The sequence below is a fragment of the Candidatus Defluviibacterium haderslevense genome, assembly GCA_016712225.1.
Classification (GTDB): domain Bacteria; phylum Bacteroidota; class Bacteroidia; order Chitinophagales; family Saprospiraceae; genus Vicinibacter; species Vicinibacter haderslevensis.
Map to the genome: position 1 here is coordinate 4,428,339 of JADJRL010000003.1, position 17,341 is coordinate 4,445,679.

Below are 17,341 nucleotides of genomic sequence, written 5' to 3' on the forward strand. Positions count from 1 at the left end.
TTTGCCGCACGTTAGGCATTTTTATTAACTCATTTAGTGAAAAAGCCTCGAAAAATAAAAGAATTTGGTCGGGTAGTTCAACGGATTAGAATATCAGATTTCGGCTCTGATGGTGAGGGTTCGATTCCTTCCCCGATCACTTTGACCTGATTAAATTATTGATTTTCAGTATTTTAAATTAAATTGTCACTTCATTTTTCACTCTTTATTGTTTATATTTTTAGTTTAGATTAAAATATTTTTGATTTTTGTTGCATCAAGTCCCGCGGCATTAAAGGCCTAACTTTTATATTATTATGATTGAACTAAAACAGTTTATAAAAGCGTTTGTATTCTGTGAAATTATAAAGTTAAATACTCATAAATAAATGGTATCTTAGCTGTACATTTTTCAAAGCCTAATATGAAAACAAGTATTCAACTATTTGCAACAATATTGATACTTACCTGTCATTATGCCTTTCCATTTACTTTAATAGCTCAGGATGGTTCATTGGATTCTACTTTTGGTGTAAATGGGGTTGTTTATACATATATTAATACAGAATTTGCTGGTTCATCAATTGTTAAACAAAACGACGGTAAATTTGTAGTGGCAGGAAATAATCAGTTTACTAGTGGATTTGTACTTTTGCGATACAATGCAAATGGCACCATAGATAGTACTTTTGGAAAGGATGGTAGAATATGGCATTCCCATGGATCTTCAAATTCTCTAGCAATTCAAAAGGATGGTAAAATTATATCAGTTGGTACTGACATTAATGATTTTGCAGAAGCACATATTATTATTTTCAGGTATGACACAAATGGAATTCAGGATCCGACCTTTGGTATAAATGGGAAAGTAATTACTTCTATTAATGGGGACAATTTATATGGACAATCTTTAGGAATACAAAATGATGGTAAAATAGTAATAACCGGTTTACTTTCAAATAATCCCTATCATTTTATTGGATTAGTACGATATAAAACGAATGGCAGCCTCGATAGTACTTTTGGAAAGGATGGAATTGTTTTATTCAATATGGAATTTGCATTTACTACTTCTTTAACTATTCAAGATGATAATAAAATTTTAGTGGCAGGAACTACCTTTGGTTTACATTCTGATTTTACATTAATTCGTCTCAATACTAATGGTGCATTAGACAAGAGTTTTGGGATTAATGGAATAGTTATTACATCTATCGGAAATGATAGAGATGGTACAGAGTCAGTAGTTTATTTAAACGATGGTAAAATTTTGGTAGCAGGCTGTACTATTTCTCCTGATACATATAATGATTTTGCTTTAGTCCGGTATAATTCAAATGGAAACTTAGATAGCACATTTGGCATCAATGGAAAGGTATATACAGACCTAAGTATGAGTAATGATAATGCATACTCAATGACAATATTAAGTGACGATAAAATTATTTTGTCAGGTAATAGTTACAATTCCACTTATGGAATAAGTTTTATTTCCTTACTACGTTACAATAAAGATGGAAGCCTAGATAGTACATTTGATAATGACGGCATTCTTCTTTCAACATTAGTATCAAATGGAAAATTTTTGACTATTAAACAAAATGATGAGAAAATTGTTGGTCTTGGAACAAGCTCACAGGGGAATATAGTTTTAGCAAGATTTAAAAACAGTATCACTTTTGTATTAAGTACTAAAGCAGTAAAACATTCAGAAATAAAAATTTACCCAAATCCTCTTTCTACAATTACAACTATTCATTCAGACGAAATATTAATCGACGCTTCCTTAAGCATAAACAATATTTATGGGCAAGAAGTAAAGGAAATAAATCATATTTCTGGACATACATTTACTTTTCATAGAGATAATTTACAAACTGGATTGTATTTTATTCTCCTAAAACAAGACAATAAAATTATTTCCACAAACAACAAACTTGTTATAATTGATTAAACTTTAGTTAAAAGTTGTTTCATAATTTTTTTTCTTACTATTTTATTGTTTTATGGTTACATTAACTTTAAGGACCAATAAATTTCATCAATATAACAACTTTAAAATACACTATACTTTGCATCCTTTTAAGTAATGATAAAACAAAATCAATAGTATTTTCAAACTTTTAGTAAGTATTCATTACCTTAGTTTAAAATTAATCTGAGGTGCGCCTAATTAAAAAATGCATACAAATATTGAACCTGATATGACAAAAATAGTATACCTGCTTATTACTACTTCAATGTGCCTAACACCGCTCCTAGCTTCAAGCTTTTATGTTTCATCAAATGCAAAAATAACTGGAACCGGTAGCTTCAGTAATCCTTGGACTTTCCAGACTGCTTTAAATCATCCATCAGCATTACATCCAGGAGATACGGTTTGGCTTAAAGGAGGCATTTATACAAATACCTATGATGCGCAAACATCTTTTAACTGTAAAACAAATGGCACTGCAAATGCACCCATTATTTTTAGAAATTACAATAATGAACGTGTAACCATCGATGGCCAATTATTATATAGCCTTTACGTGGGCCTTGGAAATAGTAGCTATACTTGGTTTTGGGGATTAGAAATAACCAATACAGCTTCGACTGACCGAAACCATGACATCCCCGGTGGAATAACATGCACTGCTGAAAATATTAAATTCATTAACATGATAATCCATGATACAGGTACTGGCATAGATTGTTGGAAGACTGCAAAAAATAGTGAGACGTATGGTTGCATTATTTATCATATTGGAAACAATCTGCTCAACGGCACAAACTTAGAGGGCCATGGACATGGTATGTATTTACAAAATGATACTTTCGGCACCAAATTAATCCACAACAATATTATCTTTAATACTTACGGCTATGGAATAAAAGTTTGGCAAACAACCACAACTGCAGCTTTAGGTAATTTTGATATACAAAGAAACATCGTATTTAATAGTGGAGCTGCTTCTGAAAATTTAGGTGGCGTTGGCAATAATTCAAGAACACATAATTTTTTTGTAGTAGCAAATGGTGAAAACAACCCAGTAAGAAACACAGTAATCAAGCACAATTACACCTATGCTGACCAAACCATGCCCCGACCATCGGTTAATGCTTTTGGCCTCAATTATGGTGTATTAAACATGACATTGGATAGTAATGTCTTAATGTGTCAAACCCGACTAGGGCACAACAATACACCCATTTTTGATGCTTCAGTAAAAGGCAATCAAATTATCGGAGGCATACCACCAGTTTATGGCATATATCTATGGGGATTTACACAAGCAGATTATCCTCAAAATAATTTTATTCCCATTGTACCAACTTCAGGATTAAGCTATTTTGTTTTACCAAATAAATATGAATCCGATCGATCACATATTGTCATTTATAATTGGGATAACTCTAATTCAGTAACCGTAAACATTACTAACACAGGTCTTCAAAATGGGGACCAATACGAACTTATAAATACTTTAGATTATTATAACGACGTAATTACAAAAACATATGATGGAAGTGGAACTATTACTATTCCAATGATTGGCCATACAGCTGTTCAAGCAATTGGCTCAAAACAAAAACCAATTATTTCATTTCCAACTTTTGGCGCTTTCCTATTACGAAAATCTGGACACATTCCTACAAATACAAATAAAAATTCAGCAACTAAAATAATTTCAATCTTACCAAATCCTTCACATGGAAAATTCACAATAAGTAATATCAAAAATATTCATGAAATTTTTTTCTTCAATGTATTGGGAGAACTTAAATACAAGATCATTAATCCTACTTATCAAACATCCATAAATATTGATCTTACATTTCTATCTAAAGGGATCTATTTTTTACAGACTAAAAATGGAAATGATTTGCATATTGACAAAGTAATCATAGAATAAATTTTTACAAATGGAATCTTCCATTATTTAACCGAGTGTAATTTTATTAAACCGCGCTATAAGTAAAAATGCCATAACCGTAAGGCATACAATAAATCCCGTCCAAACACCATATACCTCCCACTTCAAAGTATTTGCCAAAAAGTAACCCAATGGAATCCCTATGCCCCAATAAGCTAGTGTGGTATATAAAGTAGGTAGCTTAACATCTTGCATTCCACGTAATATTCCAATACCAACAGCTTGTAATGCATCAGAAATTTGGAATGCAGCTGCAAATAATAATAACTGACCAGCAATCCATATGACTTCATGCTCTTTTGTAAAAGCTTGAGGGATTACATTTCGAAATAAAACAAATAGAATCCCTACAAATATTGCATAATAAAAAGCCAATAACAATGCATTAAAACCAAATTTCCTTGCCGATGATATATCACCACTCCCCATTGCCTGTCCAACTTTTATACTACCAGCCGTTGACAATCCCATAGAAATCATAAATGCAGCTGCAGCAATAGAAATTGCAATATGATGTGCGGCTTGCTGAATAGCACCAAACCAACCTACAATAATTGCTAAAATAACAAATGCTCCAATCTCACTCGTATATTGCCAACTACTCGGCAAAGAAATTTTTAAAAATTTTTTTATCAACATAATTGATAATTTACAATTAAAAATATCATAAGATTTAAATGGAACAAATTGATAAAAATGTACCAGTAATACGATTACCATGATTAAACGTGTAATAAAAGTCGCAATACCACTTCCCTCCAAGCCCATTGCCGGAAATCCCCAGTGCCCAAATACCAAAATATAATTTAAAAATGTATTTAAAAAAATGGAACCCAGTGAAACGATCATTGGAAACCTATTTTGTTCAAGTCCATCATAAAATTGTTTAACTGAAAGATAGATAATCATAGGTAGTATAGACCAGGTCATCCAATTCAAAAAGGGCTTACCTAAACTAGCAACTTCAGGATCTTGCCTTAATCCATATATAATATTTCCAAAAATAAGAATTCCAAATATTATACAAACACTTATAACAATCACAGAAAAAACAGCATTATTTAAAAATCGACCACTAGCACTGTGATTCATATTTCCCCTATATTCGGCAATAATTGGAGAAATAGCCGTTGTCAATCCAATGCAAGCTACAAATGGAATGCCTAATATATTATTCACTAAGGAAGATGCAGCAAGTTCCTTATAACCCAATTGACCAACCATTAACGCATCAATGATATTAAGCATCATCTGAGACAAATTACCAAAAATAATAGGCAATGCCAATATCAATAATTGAGTTTGATCCTTATTTAAAAAGTAGCTATTCCGCATAAGTTCGCAAAAATACAAGAATGCAATGAATATATTAAATATATCTGAAATTTGTAATCAATTCACCACCTATATTATATATATTCATTTAAAAATATCCTTCATATAACAGTGAATCATTATTGAATTCTTAAGAATTGGCACAGTTTTTACTCTATCTATTAGCGGAGAAATAATCTATCATTGCTTCTGTTACAAAGAATAAAATCTCCACTTTACAAATTGACGTAAATCTACCTAGCTATAGGTACATCTTTCATTACGTACATATTTAATATATTACTTTTTCATATTAAAAAACTTTTAGGGGTGTATATGTATTATCATTTGTCACCGCCTTACTTAAGCATTACCAATATAAATATGTAAATTATATTTTGGTTATTCTTGACACATGTATGCATATTGCAGCGTAACAGAAGCAATTGCACATGTTTGTTTGATGATTCACTATTCGTATTCATCATTCGTTCCCAGCACTTACTTCTACTATTAATGGAAAGCAATTTTGAAATGAACTTCAAAAGGTTCATCTATTCATTGCTTTAAAGAATGACCAAAGAAACAAGGTCTAATTAACCTTGGATACGTGCAGACTTCATGCAATAACTAAATTTAACTCAACTCACAAAACTCATTTTCCTGAAACTGATAATCCAATTATCACGGAGGGAAAGTGATTTTTTTTATTTCGAAATTTTGTGTTGTTAAATTTTTTTATAAATTAAATCTTATTGTATGATTGAACTATGCTTACGAAGTTTTTCAAGAACACTTCACCGAAGTTTTCTTTTTCTTTTCCTCTTTTCACTTGGCTGGCAATTAAATGCCGGTATTGTGTTTAATGGCAGCCCGGGGACTGCAGCACCACCAAATAATCTTGGTGGATTACCGATGTTTTCATTTCCAAATGACCCTAGAACGCTAGGTGATTTAGTGACTTCAGCATCTGTTAGCTATGATTGTCCAAGTCTTGTTAATTTCTCAAGACCAATGACACATGCCAAAATAAATGCTGGATGGAACAATTGGAGTCATGGTTACACTGGTGATGTCTATTATTCCTTAATTGGTGGTAATATGACGATTACTTTGCCTGCTAATACCAGAGGATTTTATTTCTATATGGAAAAAAATTCTTTTGGTACAGCGAATTTAACCGCTACTGCTAATGACGGAACAACTTCTGGTCCCATTCCAGTTACAACACCAAATGGAGCTCAATATTATGGGTTTTATACTACAAGTGCTAGTTGTTTATTGACTACAATTACGGTCAATATACCAGCTGGTAATGTTGGATTTGCAGTAGGTGAATTCGGAATTAATATTGATGCCAATAATGGTGCCATTGCATGTAACAATAACATACAGATTTCATTGGATGAAAACTGTATTGCTACGGTTACACCTGATATGGTTTTAGAAGGAAATATTTCTTCTACTTGCCCTGGTGATTTTACAGTAGTAGTTCGTGACTGGGTTACAAATGCGATTATTGACATTGATCCAATTACGCATTATCCACAAATTGGATTCAAACAAATTGGTCATAAATTAAAAATCACCATTACGGATCCGTCAACAGGAAATAATTGTTGGGGAACTGCTTTTGTTGAAGACAAATTAGCACCAATATTAACTTGTCCTAGAGATATTACGCTTAGCTGCCTTGAAGACGTTTCTCCACTTGGATTAGCAGGTGAAGCAAATGCTTATGAGGCTTGTAGCGCATTTACTGTTAATTATAGTGACTTGATTACTAAAGGTGGTTGCCAGGCTGGTTTCGACAGAATAATTACCAGAACATGGACTGCTGTTGATGCTACCGGAAATAAATCTACTTGTGTACAAACAATTACTGTTAACTTAGGAGATTTAGCTGATGTTGTTCCACCATTAAATTTCACAGGATTAATTTTACCAAATCATACACACTATTTAGTTTGTGATGAAAAATATGATTCTAAATTTAATGCAAATGCTCACTATCGTCCTTCACCTGAATGTGTTGATGATTATTTATTAGATAAAGCTATTTTTGATGCAACTGGTGTTAGAGTACCTAAATTATTAGGTTGGAATTGCATTGAATCAGGAGCTTATGCTGGTCACCCAAATCCTAAATCTATTTATTATCCTGCTCACACTGATCCTCAATCTTGTTGGGCAGCTAATCAAATTGTTATGTGGGAAGGAACAGGTGAGCCATCTGCTGTTGGTTGTTCTAATATAGCTATAACATTTAAAGATTTAAGAATTGATGTTTCTAAACCAGGATGTAATGCTGGTCCGGTTGGTTGTTACAAGTTATTAAGAACTTGGACCTTATTGGATTGGTGTACTGGTGAGATTGACGAATATAGCCAAATCATCAAAGTCATTGATGATGAAGGACCTAATGTCTTGTATCCAGATAATTTAATTGTCAATACTGATCCTTGGAAATGCGAAGGCCGTTGGGACGTTCCTCCTGCTTACGTAGTTGACAATTGCTCTAATGAAGTACATTACACTATTAGAGTAGAGAATGGAACTGTATTGGGTAATGAAAATACAGGTTATATTGTGGTAAATCTTCCTCTTGGTATCCAAAACGCCTATATTGTTGCTGAAGACTGCTGTGGTAATGTTACAGAAAAATTAATTGTAATTGATGTTCAAGATAACACGCCACCAAATGCAGTGTGTATTCAAAAAACAACAGTTACCATCGGAGGAACTCAATCTCCTGGTGAAAATTTAGCAAAAGTATTTGCATCTTCATTTGACAATGGGTCTTTTGATAATTGCGCTCCCCATATTTATTTTAAGGCAATTCGTATGGACGAGCTAGATGGTACCAATAATGGTAGCACTAAAGAATCAACTGTTTGTAACAAAGCAAATGGTGATGATGATTCTAAATTAACTGGTTCACAAACTTACTTTGATGACAATGTAAAATTCTGTTGCGCTGATGCAGGAAATTCAATACGAGTTGTATTTAGAGTATTTGATGTTGATCCTGGAGTTGGACCAATTACTCCAAGCAGAATGAACTCTGGTGGAGATTTATTTGGAAGATACAGCGATTGTATGATAGAAGTTGAGGTTCAGAACAAAGGAATTCCTACTGTTGTAGCTCCTCCTGATATTGTTGTAAGTTGTAAGTTTTGGTTTGATTTAAATAAAATCACAGATCCTGCTGATGCTACTTTTGGAAAAATAGTAAATGATGTTGCTTGGAGAACAAAGGTTTCTACAAATGATGTCGTGTGCAGCTATTTCTGCGAAGAAAATCCGTATACTAAATATCCGGGCTACGTTAAATTGGCTCCGAACCAAGTGGTTCCTGCACCAAATAAAGCATGTGATTTCTATAACAGTTTATTTAATGCTGCGCATCCTGATAATAAGTATGACTTGACTTGGGGTTTTGATGGATATGTATTATCTGCATGTGGCACTACTCCAACAATTAAAGTTAATGACTTAAGAGAATGTGGACAAGGAAGAATCTTAAGAACTTTTTCGGCTCAAGGTCCTAATGGTATCTTGGTTACTGCAACTCAAACGATTTGGGTAGTTAACTGTGATCCTCTATATATTTCAAGAGATTTCTGCGACACAACTGATGATATCGTTTGGCCGGATTGCAAAGGACTTGGAACTCACGTAAATGGTTGCGGAGCAGACACAGATCCTAGTGTTACCGGTAGACCAGTTATATTAAATGGAAAAGATCACAACTGTGCTCTTATTGCAATTGAACCTTTTGATGAAGTATTCACTATTGAACCAGATGCGTGCTACAAAATTCTGAGAAGATGGGTAGTTATTGATTGGTGTCAATATGATCCAAACATTGATCCTACTCACGGACGTTGGGAATTCACTCAGGTGATCAAAGTCTCTGACAAAGTTAAACCTGAAGTTACATGTAATGTTGGTGTTTGCGAACCAGCTGTGATTGATCCAAAACTAAAAGTATGTGTTGGACATATCAGATTAACTGCTACTGCTGTAGATTCATGTACACCAGCTGATTGGTTATCTCATGAATACAAAATTGATGCATATAATAATGGAACAATTGATTTCACAGTAGGTACATTAACTAAACGTCAATTCTCATTAGGCGACAAACCAGTAAATCACAATAATCCATTTGCAGATGATCCAAATAATCCTTTTGATGCTAGTGGTACTTATCCAATAGGTATTCATAAAATCACTTGGTATGTTGAAGATGGTTGTGGAAATATTGGAACTTGTTCAACTTTATTTGAAATAAAAGATTGCAAAGCACCAACACCATATTGCTTAACTGGAATCATTACTGTTCCTATGCCTTCATCCGGATGTGTTGATGTGTGGGCTAAAGATTTAGATTTCAATAGTTATGACAATTGTACACCTAAGGATAAATTGAAATTCTATTTCGACGGCGATACTGCTAAACGTAGCATTAGAGTTTGTTGCGCAGATTTCATTAAAGAAAAAGCAAGTGATGAATTGCGTATACCAGTTCAAATGTGGGTAGAAGATGAAGAAGGAAATCGTGACTATTGCACAACTATAGTTATCATTCAAGACAACCAAAATGTTTGTCCAAACCCTACAGGATTAGCTGGAATTACTGGTGAATTAAAAACTGAAGAAGGATCAAATGCAGCAAACGTGACTGTAGATCTTTACATGAACGGTCAATTATTGAAAAATAGATTCACTGGAACCAATGGATCATATTCTTTCCCTGACTTATCATTCCCTCAGGATTACACCATTAAACCAGGAAGAAATGACAATCCATTAAACGGTGTTACTACTGCGGATATCGTTAAGATGCAAAAACATATATTAGGTGTTGAAACATTAAATACACCATACAAATTGATTGCAGCTGACGTCAATAAAACGAATTCAATAACTGCATCTGACATAGCAGAGACAAGAAAATTAATCCTTGGTGTAATTCCAAATTTCACTAAATCACCAAGCTGGATTTTTATTCCTACTACTACTACGTTTGCAGATCCGAAATCACCTTGGAACTATACTACTGACAAAACAATGGGATTAAAAACACCATCTGATATAGCTAATTTTATAGCAGTAAAAGTGGGTGATGTAAACCATTCAGCAGCAGCGAATGCACAAGGAGGAGTACAAATACGAACAAATGAGAATTTAACTTTTGAAGTTGATGAAACATTTATGAAAGCTGGTGAAACCTATAGAGTTGCATTCAGATCTAATGAATTCAATAATGTAAGTGGATACCAATTTACCATCAACTTTGATAAATTAGGATTATCATATGTTGGTATCGAAGCTGGTGAACTACAATTAACCAATGAAAACTTTGGTTTAACCCAAGTTGAAAATGGAATGATCACAACCAGTTGGAATTCAAACCATCCGATATCAGTAGACAAAAAAGATGTGTTATTCACATTAGTATTCAAAGCAAATCATAATGCAGCTCTTAGTAAATCATTGACCATATCAAGTGATATTACTTATGCAGAAGCATATGATGGACAATTAAATACTCAAGGTGTTAATTTAGATGTTCGTAGCTCAAACGGAGTTACATCATCAGGTGTATTTGAATTGTATCAAAACTCACCTAACCCATTCCAACAAGCTACAGAGATTACCTTCAGATTACCTGAAGCATCTCCTGCTACATTGACGATCTATGATGTAACTGGTAAAGTTCATAGAATTTATAATGTTAAAGGACAAAAAGGATTAAATACAGTTAGTGTAAATCACAATGATTTATCAACTTCTGGAATGTTCTACTATCAATTAGATGCAGCGAATCAAACTGCAACTAAACGAATGATCATCCTAGAATAATGATTTAATTCATAATATTTAGGTAAAAATAAATTATTATAGTTTTCAAAAAAAGCCTTGCTTAACGTAGCAAGGCTTTTTTAATTTTATACCAGTATTAAGAAGAACTATTTTGTACTCACATTCAATTTTAATGAAACATTAAGTTAATTAACTTTAAAAATAATATACAATGACCCCAAAAGAAAAACTATTGTCAGAACTAAAACACAATACATACATTAGGCTTTTACCTTCCACTACACATGGAATAGGTGTTTTTGCTATCCAAGACATCCCTAAAGGATGCAGGGATTTGTTCATGGATGAAGAGGGTGATTGGATTAAGTTGACTTTTGAGGAAGTAAACGAACTTCCTGATCATAGTAAAAAATTAATTGAAAATTTTTGTCTATTTGACGAGGCCTATTATTTTGTCCCTTTAGAAGGATTTAAGAAAATGGACTTATCCTTATATTTAAATCACTCAGATCAACCCAATCTTAATTCCATAGACGATGGCCGATACTTTGAAACTACAAGAGATATTAAATCCGGGGAAGAGTTATTTATTGACTATGGCACCATAGTAGATTCAAATGAATAGCTAAAAATAATGATATTACTTTTATCATCTACGGCAAGTACAAATAGTTAGACTAAATTAAGAAATTCATGCTTTATTAAATTAACCAGGACAGGAGCGTCATACCGTTCATAAAGGTGATGCCCATTTTCAATATTATTATAATGTCCCTTTATTAATTTTAGTACCACACTCATACATTCATTTTGCTCAACCATAACATCATCATTACCACGACAAATCAATACAGGACATTCAATATTCTTTAAATCATCATCATTAAGTCCTTTACCCTGGCCCAGAGTATATAAAAATGAAGCGGTCTGTTGTACTACTTTTTTCCATAAATGTGCTGAGTATCTATTGATTAAAATAGAAGCCAATTTTGGAACTTTAAGTTCTATTAATTCTGCATCCAATTTTAAAACTTCTGCCTTCGCAAATTCAGAAGTCCAATTGAGTTTTGTTCCTAAGGTAATAATACCTGAAACTTTATCGGGATATTGTGATGCAAATTTCATCGCAACATATCCGCCCATACTATATCCAAAAATCTTAACACTTGGAATCTTATTCTGCCTCAAAAAAAAATTAACATCTTTTACAAAAAGTTCCAGACTAAAATTTGAATCAAAAGGCTCCCCACTATGACCTGAAAAATTCATACTCCATACTTGAAAATGCTTACTCAGCAGAGAACTGATATTCAGAAACTGATCTCTATTCCCCAATGCCCCATGTAGGAGTAACAAATTAGGTTTATCCATAATTAATATCAGATTCTATGAAATTAAAAGAAGATATTAACAAAATCATCCAGTCAACTTTCAGTGAATACAATATTGCCACAAAACAATGTCTTAATCCGCTAATTTTTGCTTTAATTCGTCAAAATAAAAACGATCGGTCAAATTGACTAAATTTTTATCTTTCGGATATAATAATTTAATATGATTCGAATACAATAAAGCATAATTCATCCGATCCATTGTTTTCAACTCATTCATTATAAAAAGTGTTTTTGGAATATAGGAAATCTTAGGTAAACTAGTCTTGATATCATTCTGAATTCCACTTAATGTCTTCAAATAATCACCTTTGGCAGATAATATAAATCGATTTGAAGACTCTACTTCTCTAGTTGAATCTGAAACTACATTCCAATAATATGACATTCCAACCTTGAAATATTTTTTTGGATTTAATAATTTAAATTTCTTTTGACTTGTTTTCTTTTGAAAAATCAAAGTTTTGGAAGCTTCATTATATACATTCAGCTGATACTGACAAGTATCACATGCATGTGCCCATGAAAATTCAATAGAATCCACTTCAGATGGATATACTCCTGAAAATGGAAATTCAAGTACTATAGAAGGCTCACCTCTGGATATTGCGTAAATACTATTTTTATAATTTTCTTTGGATTCAGATGATGGATGAACTTCAAAAAAACTTACAAAGTAATTTCCAAACTTCTCAACCAGTGAACTTTTGTCGGTTTTACTGCATAAGAGTGATCCAACTTCATAAACTCCTTCTTTGGCGATTTCGCAGACAGATCCATCAGATTTAACCAACTTTACCTGAGCATTTTTAGGTAAATGAAGTACATCCTTTCCATTTAACGGTCCATATACCAGGCTTTTTAAGGACTTGGCATCTTGTTTATTGCTGCCAACTTTTACGGGGCCGTTTATTAAAACTACGGCATACTCTTGCCCATAACCTGGCAACAAATATACTAGTGCAAAAACAGTTAATAATAATTTAATTTTCATTGCTAATGTTTAATGACTGAAATGTAAAGATAGATACACTTTTAGACTAATTGGTTATCATCTAAGTCAAAAAAAGCAGGGCTATTCGATTTGACAAAAGGATTATTAAATCAATCCAAATCTGAGCCCTCTTAATTAAGAAAAGCATCTAATTTTCTTTGAACATATGGTTTGAATTTGTGCTCATACAATTCAAATAACTCATAAGACAATATTACGGTTGTAACGATAAACACGAAACCCAATTTAATATTAAAAGACAACAATAATAATACGCATATCATCAACAATATAAAGAATTCCAATATTTGAATTAAACGAATGAATGGCATCGATCTGAAAAAATTATGCCGCTCCATCCTCCTATACACAAAGTAATTGAATAGATAAAGTAAAAATGAATACAGATAGATCCGAAAATGCGAAACTTCACAAATAAAATCCCGGTCTAAAATCATTGAAATAATGTTTGCATGGATTGTTACTCCATGCATATCAGGGATTGATCTACCAGTATACTCCTCATTTAAAGGAGTAAAATACCTATCCTTCATAGAAAGCGCCTGTTCTGTTTCTCCACAAAATCCTATAAGAACAATTTTATTTGCAAAATAAGTTGAATCATATTGCAAGGTATCATTTAACAACTGATCTATGTGAATCATGTTGTAATGAACCACCCCATCGTGATTAATTGGATAAGCCATAGAACTATAACCAGGCTGAACTCTTTTAAAATTAATCCATTCTTTCTCAATATGCCTTTTGTGAATAAATGGAAGTGCTGTTGTATCGTATAAAGCAGATAATTGCAAACCAAATGAAAAATTTTCGGAACCGCCAACATGATGTACCGGCTCAAAGGCCCTTACCGAAAACCCATCATTGGTTCCTAAATTAACATAAGCCTCCGTTTTATCTTGAATAAAAAAATCATTAGAACCTAATGCTTTAATACTATTATGAGAGCCCTTCTTTTCATAAAATATATATCCAAATACAATATTATTTGTCTTGCTTATTGCTTGTTGCAACATGCTATCCTCTTGAGTATTATACAATGTGTCAAGAATTAAATCAATACCAATGGCAGCTGCTTTTCTGAAATTGAGTATATCAATGGTTTTAGCCAATTTAGCTCGATCCGTAATCCCTGAATTAATGATTACAATTCGAGAATCAAAGGATACTTTTCGTTTATCTCTAAACTTAGAAAAAGCCACATCCATAATGTCATGGCTTTTGATGGCCTCACTGAATGGGTCAATAAACAATTGATTGACAGGCAAATGATGCATTAAATAAACAAACAATAAACTAAACCCCGAATACGTAATAGCATGTATCCAAAGATGATTCCTCGGTCGCAATAATTTCTGCAAAAATCCTTTAAGTATATTATTCTTCAATCTCAGATTCAACTTTATTCCATTTAATGACACTGTTTATATATACATGCTCAGTGCCCAATCAACAAAACACAAGAGCAAAAGTAAAAACAAATGGGACTACAACAAAACAAACTTATTAGATTAGTCATAACTTTATTCGATCCATTCATATATCTAAGGCATATTATCATAATATGTATAATACCTGATTATTCCATTTAAAAGTCCATCACGAACTAAATACGCAATGCCATCTTTGGCACAATGATACACAGATTCATCTTTACCTAAATAACTACTAAGGATGGGGTCTATATTAAAATTGTATTTATTTGAAATATTAATCTTTTGAATGGTTATTGACTTTTCATTGTTTTCAAAAAAAGTGTATATCATGGAATTTGACAATATCCTCCGCTCTATCTGAATTGCAGTATCTATAACGATCCATTCCATGGTAGAAGTTTTTGTCAATTTGACTTCAGTATCAGGTATATCCACAAGTTCAAAGCCTGGAGTGCTACATACACCAGCATTCTGATAGGCATACTCAAATTGGCCATTAGTAATAACTTTCAAATTATATTTCGCCATATGAGATAAGTATGGATTATTTTGATTTGATATTAATTTCAAAATACGTTTAGCCTCTCCAATTTCGCCTTTTTTAAACAATAAAATGGCATAGACGAATTTAATTTTTTGAAAGATCTCAGACTCCTGATTTACCAAACAATGAGCTTTAAGATAAGAATCATAATAACCTTGAGCCAAATCCAGCTTACCTCGCAAAATGTTTATCGCAAATAAATTAAGATCACTCCAGTAATATGTCGGATCCAAACGCTTGGTGATTTCAAAATATTCTTGTGCCTTCAGATAATACTTCTGTTGAATCAATAAATCAATTGGAGATAAAAAATCATCTCCCCTTCCTGTCCTTGGTTTTTTAATTCTCAAATTCCAATCCAATTCAAATGGAAAAAGAAGAGCGTCCCCTTGCAGTTTTCCCACATTCATGCCCAATAATACATAATTCACTCCTAAATTATTGAGAATTTCCTTTCCCTGATAAAATTTAGAAATATATTCTAAACACGGTATAGCTGATTGATAAGCCGAAATTTGAGTCAATCGATTAGCCAATTCAAACAACTCAATTAAATCATTGACCTGTTGTATAACTACTTGTGCGGATAATTTACGCTCTTGTTTGTTTGGGTAGGCTTTTATTAATTTATCATTAATGCCATAGACTTCATACATTCTATCAATTAGATCCGGCAAGATTTTGATCGACTTATATCCTGCCAAATAACTAATAAAAACACCTTGAATGTCAGCATCCCGCTCCATTTCCAATGATCCTTTAAAAGTTTTATCGTATGCAATAAAACTAGTTTTAGGTAGATCATTAGCAGTCTGAAGTGCATGGACTAATTCATGGGCCAGGATAAAAGACAATGCATCCAGGGAATCTTTACCAAAGGCAATACACAATTTATAGGCACTCAACTCTAATTGGATTGTATTTCTGCTTTTTATGTATACTGCAACATTCTTTTTGTTTTTTACCAGTTCAATCTTCGGTCTGGATGTATTAAAATGGCCATGAACTTGATATAATCTATCCAATACATATTGGGCAACATCGAGTTGTCCAGACCCAAAAACGAATTGAGGCAACATCAAAATGAGATAAAGAGATAAATTGCGAATGTATACCATTTGACAAAGTTAGAATATGATCTACTATAAATATCCAAAATGATTGCTTCGTTATCTCATTTAATAGAAATTTAAATTAATAATATACCTTAATATATATCATATTGTTTTTCAATAGTTTAAATATATAACAATAAATTAATCTTATATTATTTTGCTATTACAAATAAAAACCTCTAGATTGGTGGTAACTTTAGCTTGCAAAATGGTATATACTGATGAAAAATATTACAACCATGATAGATGACTCTGATTTATTGGAGTTATTACGTGTTGGTGATTCAAAGGGATTTAAAGAAATTCATTTGAAATCATTTAAATTGTTATCCAAATATGTAATAAATAATAGTGGAAACTTGGAAGATGCCGAAGATTTATTTCAGGATAGTCTGATTGCCCTTTTGAATAATATCAGAAAACCCGAATTCCAATTGAGTTCAAGTTTGCAGAATTATCTTCTATCCATTTCACGGAATTTATGGTTACGGGAATTGAAGAAAAATAAAATGAGACATGTTGAAAATTTGGATGGCATAACGGAACAATGGATGAACATTTCAGATGATGAGGTGGAGAGCATGGACTTGGAAAACAAAAGACAAGAAGACCTCTCTAAGCAATTTGCCCTATTGGGTAATGATTGTAAAACCTTGCTTACTGAATTCTATTATTATCAAAAATCTCTTGATGAGATTTCAAAAAAAATGAATTATACTTATGATTTTATCAAAGTAAAAAAGTTCAGATGCATGAAAGAACTTAAAAAAAACATGCTTTAATCATTATAAATACTTA

10 protein-coding genes and 1 tRNA gene are annotated in these 17,341 nt (G+C 32.5%); 6 read left to right on the top strand and 5 right to left on the bottom strand.

The features are described from left to right. Positions 1-66 precede the first annotated feature (66 nt). The 3 genes from IPK88_17305 (at position 67) to IPK88_17315 (ending at position 3,875) form a co-directional block, all read left to right on the top strand. Positions 67-139 (top strand) — tRNA-Arg (locus IPK88_17305). 264 nt (positions 140-403) lie between these two features. Further along, positions 404-1,933, top strand: coding sequence for a T9SS type A sorting domain-containing protein (locus tag IPK88_17310; GenBank protein ID MBK8245188.1), 1,530 nt, complete (start codon positions 404-406; stop codon positions 1,931-1,933). A gap of 226 nt (positions 1,934-2,159) precedes the next feature. Continuing rightward, a complete protein-coding gene (locus IPK88_17315) occupies positions 2,160-3,875 on the top strand; it encodes a T9SS type A sorting domain-containing protein (protein MBK8245189.1) in 1,716 nt (571 codons plus the stop codon). Between the two features lie 27 nt (positions 3,876-3,902). Here IPK88_17315 and IPK88_17320 read toward each other — a convergent pair whose 3' ends face one another. Further along, positions 3,903-5,231: an MATE family efflux transporter gene (locus tag IPK88_17320; protein MBK8245190.1), complete on the bottom strand. Its 1,329-nt coding sequence runs from the start codon at positions 5,229-5,231 to the stop codon at positions 3,903-3,905. 738 nt (positions 5,232-5,969) lie between these two features. On the opposite strand from IPK88_17320, the gene IPK88_17325 reads away from it, so the two are divergent. Both IPK88_17325 and IPK88_17330 read left to right on the top strand, forming a co-directional pair. Continuing rightward, positions 5,970-11,081, top strand: a complete 5,112-nt coding sequence (locus IPK88_17325; protein ID MBK8245191.1) for a T9SS type A sorting domain-containing protein — start codon at positions 5,970-5,972, stop codon at positions 11,079-11,081. Between the two features lie 172 nt (positions 11,082-11,253). Continuing rightward, positions 11,254-11,667 carry an SET domain-containing protein gene (locus IPK88_17330; protein ID MBK8245192.1) on the top strand — a complete coding sequence of 138 codons (414 nt, stop codon included), beginning with the start codon at positions 11,254-11,256 and terminating at the stop codon, positions 11,665-11,667. 47 nt (positions 11,668-11,714) lie between these two features. On the opposite strand, the gene IPK88_17335 is transcribed toward IPK88_17330, so the two are convergent. The 4 genes from IPK88_17335 to IPK88_17350 all read right to left on the bottom strand — a co-directional run bounded on the left by IPK88_17335 (position 11,715) and on the right by IPK88_17350 (position 16,546). Next, a complete protein-coding gene (locus IPK88_17335) occupies positions 11,715-12,413 on the bottom strand; it encodes an alpha/beta hydrolase (protein MBK8245193.1) in 699 nt (232 codons plus the stop codon). Between the two features lie 93 nt (positions 12,414-12,506). Further along, a complete protein-coding gene (locus IPK88_17340) occupies positions 12,507-13,427 on the bottom strand; it encodes a hypothetical protein (GenBank protein ID MBK8245194.1) in 921 nt (306 codons plus the stop codon). A 131-nt stretch (positions 13,428-13,558) separates the two neighbouring features. Then, complete coding sequence (locus IPK88_17345) at positions 13,559-14,848, bottom strand: CHASE2 domain-containing protein (GenBank protein MBK8245195.1); 1,290 nt, start codon at positions 14,846-14,848, stop codon at positions 13,559-13,561. Between the two features lie 144 nt (positions 14,849-14,992). Beyond that, positions 14,993-16,546 (bottom strand): hypothetical protein, encoded by a 1,554-nt coding sequence (locus tag IPK88_17350; protein ID MBK8245196.1) that lies wholly within the window; start codon positions 16,544-16,546, stop codon positions 14,993-14,995. Between the two features lie 218 nt (positions 16,547-16,764). On the opposite strand from IPK88_17350, the gene IPK88_17355 reads away from it, so the two are divergent. Then, positions 16,765-17,325, top strand: a complete 561-nt coding sequence (locus IPK88_17355; protein MBK8245197.1) for a sigma-70 family RNA polymerase sigma factor — start codon at positions 16,765-16,767, stop codon at positions 17,323-17,325. The last annotated feature ends 16 nt before the right edge of the window (positions 17,326-17,341 follow it).